Origin of the sequence: Pantoea sp. USMM079, assembly GCF_037153115.1 — a bacterium.
Taxonomy (GTDB): Bacteria; Pseudomonadota; Gammaproteobacteria; order Enterobacterales; family Enterobacteriaceae; genus Pantoea; species Pantoea communis.
The window spans coordinates 88,513-99,740 of sequence record NZ_JBBCKX010000008.1 but is presented as its reverse complement, the minus strand read 5'-3'; the positions used below and the strand labels follow the sequence as shown (position 1 = coordinate 99,740).

Annotated in this window: 8 protein-coding genes; 3 read left to right on the top strand and 5 right to left on the bottom strand. The window is 58.1% G+C overall.

The features are described from left to right. The 3 genes from WFP70_RS13600 (at window position 1) to WFP70_RS13590 (ending at window position 1,804) form a co-directional block, all read left to right on the top strand. Window positions 1-1,005 (top strand): glycosyl hydrolase family 8, encoded by a 1,005-nt coding sequence (locus tag WFP70_RS13600; protein WP_337023590.1) that lies wholly within the window; start codon window positions 1-3, stop codon window positions 1,003-1,005. Window positions 1,006-1,221: 216 nt separating this feature from the next. Next, window positions 1,222-1,521 carry a BrnT family toxin gene (locus WFP70_RS13595; protein WP_034827799.1) on the top strand — a complete coding sequence of 100 codons (300 nt, stop codon included), beginning with the start codon at window positions 1,222-1,224 and terminating at the stop codon, window positions 1,519-1,521. Next, entirely contained in the window at window positions 1,502-1,804 is a 303-nt protein-coding gene (locus tag WFP70_RS13590; RefSeq protein WP_337023591.1) for a BrnA antitoxin family protein, read from the top strand. The genes WFP70_RS13595 and WFP70_RS13590 overlap by 20 nt, the downstream gene beginning before the upstream one ends. Window positions 1,805-1,899: 95 nt before the next feature. Here WFP70_RS13590 and bcsC read toward each other — a convergent pair whose 3' ends face one another. From bcsC to bcsR, 5 genes are read right to left on the bottom strand one after another with little or no spacing between them, the layout of a single operon-like run. Further along, window positions 1,900-5,373, bottom strand: a complete 3,474-nt coding sequence (bcsC, locus tag WFP70_RS13585) for a cellulose synthase complex outer membrane protein BcsC (RefSeq protein ID WP_337023592.1) — start codon at window positions 5,371-5,373, stop codon at window positions 1,900-1,902. Continuing rightward, window positions 5,366-7,669, bottom strand: coding sequence for a cellulose biosynthesis cyclic di-GMP-binding regulatory protein BcsB (gene bcsB / locus WFP70_RS13580; RefSeq protein WP_337023593.1), 2,304 nt, complete (start codon window positions 7,667-7,669; stop codon window positions 5,366-5,368). The genes bcsC and bcsB overlap by 8 nt, the downstream gene beginning before the upstream one ends. 9 nt (window positions 7,670-7,678) lie before the next feature. Further along, window positions 7,679-10,294: a UDP-forming cellulose synthase catalytic subunit gene (gene bcsA, locus WFP70_RS13575; RefSeq protein ID WP_337023594.1), complete on the bottom strand. Its 2,616-nt coding sequence runs from the start codon at window positions 10,292-10,294 to the stop codon at window positions 7,679-7,681. Continuing rightward, complete coding sequence (bcsQ, locus tag WFP70_RS13570) at window positions 10,291-11,022, bottom strand: cellulose biosynthesis protein BcsQ (protein ID WP_337023595.1); 732 nt, start codon at window positions 11,020-11,022, stop codon at window positions 10,291-10,293. The genes bcsA and bcsQ overlap by 4 nt, the downstream gene beginning before the upstream one ends. Next, complete coding sequence (gene bcsR, locus WFP70_RS13565) at window positions 11,022-11,216, bottom strand: cellulose biosynthesis protein BcsR (protein WP_034827811.1); 195 nt, start codon at window positions 11,214-11,216, stop codon at window positions 11,022-11,024. The genes bcsQ and bcsR overlap by 1 nt, the downstream gene beginning before the upstream one ends. Window positions 11,217-11,228: the final 12 nt, after the last annotated feature.

Genomic DNA, 11,228 nt, shown 5'->3' with positions numbered 1-11,228 from the left:
ATGAGAGTCATGCGCTTCTGGCGTCAATGGATGCTGTGTTTCATGGTGATGTTTTTCAGCGCCCAGGCTGCTGCAGATGGCTGGAGCACCTTCAAAGGCCGCTTTATGAGCGGCGATGGACGTATCAGTGATACGGCCAACAATAATGTGAGTCACACCGAAGGTCAGGGCTATGGCATGCTGCTGGCCGTCGCGAACGACGACCGCACCACGTTTGATCTGTTGTGGAAGTGGACGCGCACCCATCTGCGTAATCCGCAAAACGATCTGTTCTACTGGCGTTACACGCCGGGTGCTTCAAACCCGATTGCCGACAAGAACAATGCCTCTGATGGCGATGTGCTGATTGCGTGGGCACTGCAGCGCGCAGGCCAAAAGTGGGGCGGTGATTATCAGTCAACTTCTGACCGTATTCAGCGCGCCATCGTCAAACAAAACGTGATCACGTTTGGCGGCCACACGGTGATGTTGCCAGGCGCACAGGGCTTCAATAAAAACAGCTATGTGGTGCTGAATCCCTCTTATTTCCTGTTTGCCGCCTGGCAGGAGTTTGCTGACCGCAGTCACCTGCGCGTGTGGAATAACCTGATCGATGACGGCATGGAATTGCTGGGTGATATGCACTTTGGCAAAACCGGTCTGCCACTGGATTGGGTGGCGCTGAATGCCGATGGTTCAGTGGCACCGGCAGTGGGTTACTCCAATCGCTTTAGCTACGATGCGATTCGTATTCCGCTCAATATCTGGTGGTATGACCCGCAAAGCCTGCGTCTGGTGCCGTTCCAGCGCGTCTGGCAGGGTTATGGTCGCCAGACGACTCCGGCCTGGTTTGATGTGCTCGCCAATACTCCTGCGCCATACAATATGGACGGCGGCTTGCTGGCGATTCGCGATCTGACCCTGAATCAAACCGGTTATCTCAGCGATCGCTTAGCGCCGGATCAGAATTACTTCTCCGCCAGCTTACAGTTACTGACCTGGCTGGCGTATCAGGAAAAGCGTTAAGTATTTCCAGGCCGCGACGCAGCGTCGCGCAATCTTAAAAGCCGCACCTCATTGATGAAGTGCGGCTTTTTTATTTCTGAATTTCACGTAGCAGCTCACGTTGTTTCTTTTTCTTACGACAATTTGTTTACGCTAATTGATCATGATCAAAGCTGAGCAACAAACATACATGTGAATTTGTCATGCTAAAATGTATAGACAAAAGTGTATGCTAAAATGCAAACGGAATTGGAGTTTGAATGGGATACCATCAAAGCGGAAACCAACATCCGCAAGCATGGCATCAGCTTTGAAATTGCAGCCAGAGTCTTTGATGACCCTTATCATATTGCTTGCCAGGATCGTGTTGAAAACGGCGAATATCGCTGGCAGACGTTGGGGAGTGTGTCGGGTTACCTCATCGTATTGGTTGCCCATACGGTCAGATTTGAACAGGGCACCGAGATTGTCAGGATCATCAGTGCTCGTTCTGCAACGCGAAATGAGAGGAGGCGTTATGAGCAAAGTCAGATTTAAACGCAGCGAACTGCCGCCGCTTACAGATAAACAGCAGTCGGAACTGGAAGCATTGAGTCAAAAAGCCGATGGTGACATTGATTTTGAGGACATTGCGCCCTTAGACGACACCTTCTGGAGCACTGCATCTCGCGGCCGCTTCTATCGTCCGATAAAAACGCAAGCATCGGTGCGGATTGATGCCGATGTGCTCGAATGGCTGAAAGCGCCAGGAAAAGGATACCAGACGCGCTTGAATGCGATTTTGCGCGCCGCCATGATGCGTGAGTTGCAAAGTAAATAGCCGTGCGATCTACTCTGCACATCATGGGGGCATTTTAGTCCCCCATGATGGCTACCGAACCGGGTGCATCCTTTGTCATCATTGAGTTATGTCGACTATTTAAAATCCGCGTACGGTTCAAGCGGTTGTGGTGGCATATCCATATCGCCATTCCAGCCGCCCATTGAATAACGCATGTAGATCAAGCCGTGGCTCGGGGTGTAATCCTTGGCTTGCTGAATATCCATCGCGAGACCGACTGACCAGTGCGGCGTGATGCGTCGCTCTACCACTGCTTGCAGGGTGTAACCAAAACCGTTGCCGGAGCTGCTGTCGGAGGTCGGGTTGGAAGCCAGCGTAAAGCCAGGATTGACCGGATAACGCTGCTGACCGTCGGTTTGCGATTGTGACCAGGAGACCGAGCCGCCCAGATCAAACGACCAGTTCTCGGTGCGCTGGCGATAAGTGACCGGCACCGCCAGCGAGAAATACTGCTGCGGACTGTAATAGCCCCCCTGGCCGAAGGTGTAGTCGCTAAGGTCTTTTTGGTAATGCCACAGCATGCTGTTCAGTCCGATGGTGGCACGGCGATTATCTTCGTTGATCAACTTGTAGTAATAGCCTGCCATCAGGCGTTCACGGCTGTTGTCTGCGACATTTTCCCCGGTAATTTGGTGGGCGCTGATATCGGCCCATACGCCATTCGCACCGCCCTGATCGTAACTCAGCCCCACCGAACCACCGGTTGCCACTACGCCGCCCCAGGTTTTACCGCCGTTGGCCGCCGGATCGCGTGCACCGGCATAGGCCAGCAGCGAGCTGGAGATCGGTCGGCGTGAAGCGGTGAACGTCACGCCAATATCTTCCACGTCGGTTTTCCAGCTCAGACCGCCCACCCAGTTAGTGACTTCAAAGCCGAGCGGTGTGGTGCCGATATCGCCAGACCAGCGATCGTTATGCCAGCCAACGCCTATCGCCGTGCCTTCATCACGCTGGGTAAAGTCGCGGCTACAGCCACCGGAGTTATCATCATTACAGCTACCAAAGCGTTCGCTGTGGCTGCCATTGCTGGTAGAGAAAGTGCCCGCTGATACCAGAACATGATCGACGCGTAAAAAGCTGCGCCCGTCGGCCAGCGGTGTCTCCGCCTGCATCATGGTGGTATGCGCGGTGAAATCGGAGATACCGCCGGTGCCTTTATCGCGCGAATAATCCTGTTCAAGCGTGAAGGTGGTGTCCTGCTGACGATAGAGATCGGCGGCATCGCTGCGAATGCCGCGCTTCAGCCAGTCATCACTGGCATCATTACGCGTTAGTCGGGTATAGCTGTCGTTATCCAGCGGCACGTCGGGGCTGATGCCGCTGGCCGTCATTGCCAGACGATAGTCCTGCTGCGCCGCATCCGGCTGTTGCTGCTGTGTTTCCAGCCGTGCGGCATCGCGATACACCAGCGCTTTGCTTTGCGACGGGGCTTCTTTTGCAGCACGGGTTTTTAAATCATTGAACAGCTGCTGCGCATGCGCCGTATCGCCGCTGTTTTGCCATGCCAGCGCCACGCGGCGTCCGCTGTTGATATTTTGCTGCGCCACGCTGGCGGGTAAAGCCTGCAGCGCTGTGCGTGCTTCGTCTTTGCGCTTCAGGGCGATGAGTGCTTCGATACGGCCCAGTGCTGCATCATTGTTGGTTGCATCCTGCTGCAGTACGTGTTGGTAACTCGCCAGCGCCGATTTCGCGTCGCCGCGTTCCAGAGCCCAATCCGCCAGGGTGATATCACGTCGCGTCGAGGCCGGTTGCTGCTGCAACAGTGCCAGCGCGGCAGATTCATTGCCGTTGGCGCGCAGCTCACTGGCACGGGCGTAGACTTTATCCTGCGTTAAGCGGTCCGCCAGCTCGTGCATATTGCTGTCCCAACGCGTTTCCGGCAGGCGATGCAGTGCCGCCAGTGCCGCATCATCCTGATCGCCGGACGAGAGCCACAGCGCCCAGGCATAGAGCGCGGCGGGTTCCTGCGCGTGCTGACGCACCATGGCATCCATCACCTGGGCGCCTTGTGCTTCTTCGCCACTGCTGCGTAGCGCACCGGCTAAACGATACGAGAGCCAGATATCGTTGGGGTTATCCTGCGCGGCCTGGCGATATTTTACCACCGCCTGATGCCACTGACCTTGTTGGGCCAGCGCATCGGCTTCTGCTCGCAGGCTGTCGCTGCGCAGTGAACGCAGCGTCTCCGCCAGCGACCGCTGTTGAGCGGCGGGCAGGGCATTGATAAACGCCATGGCGCGAGCAGGTGATTGCTGCTGATACAGCGCGGCCAGTCGGCGCACGGCGGTGGTATTGCTGCGATCCAGGCGCAGCGCCTGCTGCCAGTACTGTTCTGCCTGCGCGTCGTTTTTTCGCGCTTGCGCGACATCGCCGAGGCCAATCAGCGCCCAGCTGTCACGGTTATCGATGGCCTGTGCGTTGCGATACTGGCGCTCCGCACCGGCCACATCGCCTTTTTTCAGCGCGTCGTCACCGTTGTTGATCGCCAGCCAGTAGCGGTTGGTTTGCAACAGTGATTGCCACTTGCCAATCTGGGTGCTGGCCTGTCCGGCCTGAATCGCTTTCTGCAGCCAGCTTATTGCTGCTGCGCGGTTATTGGCTCGCGCCTGCGCCTGACCCATCGCGCCCATCAGTTCGGCATCATTCGGGTTGGCTTTCAGCGCGGCGCTGAGTGACGCGATGGCACCTGCGCCTCCACCAGCATCGACCAGCGCCAGCCCGCGCATGCGTTGACGATAAGCGGGATCGGCCAGCAGCTTCTGCTGTCGGGTCAGTTCTTCCTCGCCGCGTTGTTGCGCATCACCGGAAGTGAATACCTGCAGATACTGCTTCAGACTGGCAACCGTGCTGTCTGACACCGGCTGATTTTGAATCTGTTGCAGCCAGAGTTCGGAGGCGGCATCACGCCCGCCGTCACGATTGGCCAGACGACGCAGCTGCACCAGCGCCTCGCCTGGCTGATTGTTATCAAACGCCATGCGCGCCAGCTGCAGTTCAACCCCGATATTGCCGGGATAACGCGCTTCCAGCGCCTGCAACTGGCGATAAGCGGTGGGCTGCTGACCGGGTAAACGTGCCACCAGTCGCCAGTATTCCAGTTCAGTATTCACATCCGGGAACACGCCGTGGAACAAGGCATCCCAGGCCGTTTTCGCTTCTTCAACGCGACCTGCGGTGGCCAGCAAACGCGCCTGCTGCAGTTGCTGGCGCCCTTCAGCGCTCATCAGACGCAGGCCGGTTTCGGATTCACGCGTCGCCACGTCATTGGGCGCGACCTTCTTCAGTTCATCCAGCAGCGTCTGCGCTTTTGCCTGATCGCCCTGACGCAGTGCCATGCGAATTTGCGCTGCCAGCACCTGCGGATTATCAGGGTCGATTTTTTCCAGGCGATAAAGCGACTGCTGCACCAAATCATACTTGTTGGTGGATTCACCGGTGCGAATCTGCATGAGTAGCCATGCGACCGGTGACACCTGCGGACCCTCGGCAGCCATGCCGGAGCCCGCCAGGATAGTGGCAATCAGCAGACCGAGTGGCAGTTTATTCATCGTCTTCCAGCTCGGCCAGGCGGCGACGGCTCACCATGCGCATCAGGCGCCATGCCATCAGAGCAAACAAGATCACCACCACCACGGCACAAATCGCCAGCCACACCGGATGCGTTGCCAGCAGATTCCACAGCCGCTCCCACCACGGCAGATGACCGACGAAGTAGGTATCGCCGACGCGCACGCTGGTGACGCCCGACTCGCGCACAACGGTAGCAGACCCGAACACGGCGGCGCGCTTGCCGCTATCGAGCAGGGCATTATTCAGCAGATCCCAGCCGCGCGGGCTGTCGGCCAGCAGCGCAACCACGCTGCGCTGATCGTTAAACGGCGACTGGAAGCCGACGATGGCACCCATCGGGCCGCGTGAGCGGATACCGGTCTGGCTCTCTACCGCACGATCGCTGGCGGACACCGGTATGTTCTGCGCGGTAATCGGGCGTGATGGCATGTTGATCCAGCTACGCGCCGCATCCGCCAGCAGGTTGATCTTTTTGTCATCCTGCAGATCCTGCGGAATGCCGCCGATCATGAGCAGGTCTGCGTCTTTATCTTTTGCCTGGTTCCAGTCATCGCTCATCTGCACGCGCAGCGCCGGATAGCCGGTCTGGGCACCGATGGCGCCCAGTGCGTTCAGCATCGTGCTCACTTCACCGTTCGCGGGCTTCGGCTGTACTAACACCAGCGTCTGCGCCAAATCGGCATAACGGCTGTAAGGAAAACCGGCGTTGGCGTATGCACCCAGTGAAGGCATTTCGATGTAGTGGCGATAGCCGGAGAAGTCGATGCTGGAGTTGTCATCGATCACCACATGGTGGCCCACCGCGGTGACGGTTTCGCAACGGCCGTCGGCGGTGCCACCAATAAAGGTGTTGGCGTAATCAAAGCTGAAGCGCAGTTGGTTGACCACGCCGAGGCGCAGCGCCGGGATGGTCAACTGGCGGTTGCTGTCCTGCAGGCCTTGCATCAGCGGAATGCGCATGATCTGCTGGCCTGCCGTGTATTTCGGCGTCAGCGGGTAATCCTGCATGAACTGATTGTTCAGATGCACCGCCAGGCGCGAGCCATCTTGCTGGATCGGCGAGGTGTAACGGTAAATCAGATCCATGTCGATGCCGCGTGCGCGTACCAGGAACAGGTCCGGCGGCAGGTTCAGCGTCAGACTGATCGGGTTCGGTTGCAAACCATCGGCCTGTAGCTGGTTCTGATACTGCGTCAGCTCGGCAAACGTGGTGCGGCGATCGGTGCGCACCCAGTTTGGCGCATCATAGGCCTGACGCGGTGCCAGCATTTTTACACTGTCGATGGTTGAGGTATCCCCGCGCAGCAGCAGTTCGCCTTGCGCAATACCTTCGACGGCGGTCAGCAAATCGTTGTCATCGCGGCCGAGAATCAGCAGCATTTTTTCGTAGGGATTGTCCGGCTGGCTCACCATTTCCACCGTGGGTTTCTCCACCGGTGGCAGATCTTTCAGGAAGTCCGGGCGATGATCGTTGGTGGCAAACACCACCGCATGCTGTTCTTTTGGTAACTGGTTATACAGGACCGGGAAGGATTGACCACGCCACTGTGCTTTGCTGCCGAACCACGAAGCCAGAATCCCTGCGGCACGCTGCTGCAGCAGGTTAGGCTGATTGCTGAACACCATCGGCAATTGCAGTGGGCGGCTGTCGCGGGCATCAAAGAACGGTTCCGGGAAGTGCGACAGGTCGTTCTTCAACGGCAGCTTTTGCAGCGTCAGGTCGAGTTTGCTCTCTTTACCGATATCCATCCAGATGGTGCTGTTGGCCGGGTTTTCACACACGTTGGCGTAGTGGCCCACCAGTTCAAGGCGCACGCGGTTAAAATCGCCAATAAAACGCGGATCGATCGGCAACTGAGTTTGATTTTCTTTGCCCAGCTGATCGGCGGTCACGGTGACCAGTCCCACCAGCTCATCGTTGAGATAGACCTTGAGCTGCGACAGCGTCGGAATCAGCGCCGGTGAAGGGCGATAGCTGAGCGTCAGCATGGCGCGTGTCACCACTTCATCACTGCGCACGCCGAACTCGATCTGGCTGGTAGGCTCGGTGCCGCGCAGCGTCATGCTGCCCGGCGGCGGCGCGACCTGATTAAACAGCAGTTGGCTGTCGCGCAGCGGGGCATTGGCATCCAGCGGCTGGCTGACGACCGGCAGCGGTATCTGTGCGCTGGCGCGCGGTGCTTCAGGGGCAGAAGGCTGCGGTGCGGCCTGTGCCAGCGTTGCAGTGCCCAGCAGCAGGGCAGTAAACCAGCTCAGTTTTCTCGTCATGGTCATATCATCAACTTATGAAAAATCGGTTTTGATTGCCGCAGGTGCGCGGCTAATGCCCTGCGGCAGCAGTGTTGCCAGCCAGCTCACCAGGGAAGTCAGTGCACGGAAAAGACGGCGCAGCGGGGCAGGGCCATACTCCGCCAGACGCAGGTAACCTTTGAAACCCAGCACCATAATATCGGCCAGACTCTGCACCGGTTTATCTTCCGGGAAGCCGTCCTGCCACAGCGCCCAGGTGTCGGCGCGGGCGAAGGTACACTGGATAAATTCAATATGCTGGCGGGTGGTGAGCTGATGCAGGCGAATCCCCGCGCGACGGCCAAATACACGCTGAACCTGGCACGGGAAGCTGAACTCCTGCTGGCCACGGCGCAGCAGCAGCCACACCGGCTCATCCTCTTTCAGTGCATCCGCCTCACGCAGTTCAACACCGACACCACCATCTGAATAGTCGCGCAGGGTGCACGGCACCATATGGCCATCTTCACGTGCAATGGCGGCGGGCATGGCGATCTCCACGCGATGTGCTTCACGAATCTGGCGCGCTTCCACCGAAACGGCTACGGCACCGCCGAGAATAATCATGTTGTACACCACCCACACCAGGCTGACCCAGATGGTGAGTAACTCGTTAGCCGGGCCATACGCCATGCGCCAGAACGCCATGCCGATGCCCGCGATATTCAGCAGCACTAGCATCATGTAGGGTTTGGTGATCACCCAATCGAGGTGACGCTCTTCGACCAGGCCACCTTTTGCGGTGACGTTGAACTTGCCTTTGTGCGGGTTGAACAGCGCGACGGTGGTGGGACGCGCGATGTACCACGCCAGCACGGTTTCATACACTTCACTCCAGAACGAGTGACGCCAGCGTCCCTGAATTCGGGAGTTGGTCAGGCTGGTGTGCACCATGTGTGGCAGTACATAGATTGCAATCGCCAGCGCCGGCGCGTAGATGATGTAGGCGTGGCATAGCAGAAACGCCAGCGGTGCCAGCAGAAAGATCAGACGTGGAATCCCGGCGAGGAAGTGCAACATGGCGTTGACGTAGCACAGCCGCTGTACCAGCTTTAGGCCCTTGCCCATCAGCGGATTGTCGAGGCGGAAAATCTGCACCATGCCGCGCGCCCAGCGAATACGCTGGCCGATGTGTGCAGACAAACTCTCGGTGGCGAGGCCCGCCGCCTGTGGAATACGGATATAGGCGGAAGTGTAACCCTGACGATGCAGACGCAGCGAGGTGTGCGCATCTTCGGTTACGGTTTCCACCGCTATGCCGCCAATCTGATCCAGCGCGGTGCGGCGCAATAAGGCGCAAGAGCCGCAGAAGAATGCCGCATCCCAGGTATCGTTGCCGTCCTGCACCAGGCCGTAGAACAGCGATCCTTCGTTAGGCGTCTGGCGGAAGCGACCGAGGTTACGCTCGAACGGATCGGGCGAGAAGAAGTGGTGCGGCGTTTGCAGCATCGCCAGGCGGTGGTCTTTCAGGAACCAGCCCATAGTCATCTGCAGGAAAGAGCGCGTCGGTACGTGGTCACAGTCAAAAATCGCCACGTAATCGCTGCGGCAAGCCACTTTCAATGCATGGTTGATGTTGCCCGCTTTGGCATGCTCGTGAGTAGGGCGCACCACATAATTGACGCCCACGCTGGCGGCAAACTCGCGAAACTCCTCACGGGTGCCGTCATCCAGAAGATAGATGTTGAGCTTGTCCTGCGGCCAGTCGATGCCCATTGCGGCATAAATGGTCGGTTTCACCACGCTCAGCGGCTCATTGTAGGTGGGCACCAGGATATCTACGCTGGGCCAGGAGGTGATCTCTGGCGGCATAGACACCGGCTGGCGATTGAGCGGCCACAGCGTCTGGAAATAACCCAGCACCAACACCGTCCACGAATAGGTTTCAGCGCCAATCAGCAGCAGACCGAATGTCAGGCTGAGCGGATCGTCCCAGTTCAGGGTCTCGGTGTAGCGCCACCACAAATAGCGGCAGGAAATAGTGAGCGACAGCACAATCAGCATGATGGTGGAGAGGCGGCCCGGCACGCGGCGCACCAACATTGCCAGGCCCCACAGCAACAGCACGAAGACAAACTGCGTGGTGATGCCGAACGGCTGTGAAATGCACAATAGCGCCAACAGGCTGGCGACAATCGCCGCGACGATAAACAGCAACTGGCGCACCCGTGCAGGCAGCTTTTGCAACTGCTGTTCGGTGCGCAGGTGAATGCCCGTCTTAGCCACGCGCGCGGGAAGCGTTCCCAGCCATTGATAAAACTGCTGACGCCAGCGGAACAGGGGGCCAAACGCGTTAAACCGTTTACGCTCGCTGCGTGCGCTGTTGTCGAGCGGTAACACCAGCATCAGCCACAGGCTCTGCATGGCGTAACGCACAACGTCTAACGGGCGTGGACGTAGCGGCGAGATTTGCGGATAGTATCGCTGACGCTGTTGCAGCAAGCGCTGCCAGCCGGGCATTTCCAGCCGCAGCAGCGACCAGGCGAGCACGCACCATAGCAGATGCAACATCACGGTTAAGCGGCCCGCGCCGTGCTGGCGCGCCACGCCGGCACGGCTTTGCAGCGCCTGCCAGGCCTGAGGTACCAGCAGCCAGCGCAACGGATTCACGCCGCACCGCCCGCAACGTTCAGCAATAGCCAGTTCGCCAGCGTATTGATTTCTTCGCTTGCCAGCGCATGAGGACGATATTCGCCCACCGGTTGTTTCATCATCAAGGCTTCTGCCAGTGCTTCATCGCGGTGAATCACCTGCGGAATCAGATTCTTTAGCGTGCGCAGCCACAGCTGATGCAGATCCTGTTGCAGCTGACTGTTGGCGTTGAATTGATTGATCAGAAACAGCGTGTGCGGCAAAAAACGCGGATGGTGCAACCGCAACTGGCAGTTAGCATCCAGCGATAGCACCTGCAGCAGGCGATCGGCGTGGAGGGCGAAGGATCGTTGCCACGGCAGCAGATCCGCTGGAAGGTCGAGGATCACCCAGCGATAGTGCGATTTCAGGGCCGGCAACGCCTTCAGCAACGGCGTGGCGAACGAGGTGTCGGCGTTTTGCAGACTTAAGCACTGCTGAGAGGTTAATGCGCCAAACGGCAGGAAATCGAGACCGGTTTGATAGCGCTGCGCGCACTGCTGCCACGGCTGCTGTTCCAGCAGTGCGGGAACCCAGCCCAGGGTGTGATTGAGCGGCAAGTTAAAATGGGCAGCCAGTTGATTCGAATCAGAAAAGTCGATGACCAGCACCGACTCCTGTAAAGCATTGAGCGCCCAGCCAAGTGCCGCACTGAGTGATGTTGCGCCACAACCGCCGCGCAAACCTTGTAAGGCAATGACCGGCATTAGCGTTCAGGCTCCTGGTCGGCGGATAATTCACGCAGCAGCGGCCAGCGCGTCAGCAGACTATTCAGTCGCTCTTCGCGGGCAATATCAATGTAACGAAATGCCTTAAGGGAAAAGGCTTCGCTCAGGGTATTAATGTCATCCTGATCTTCAGTGGTAGACGCGATCAGCGAAAAGGCATTCTCTGTTTTCATTACTTTTTGCCA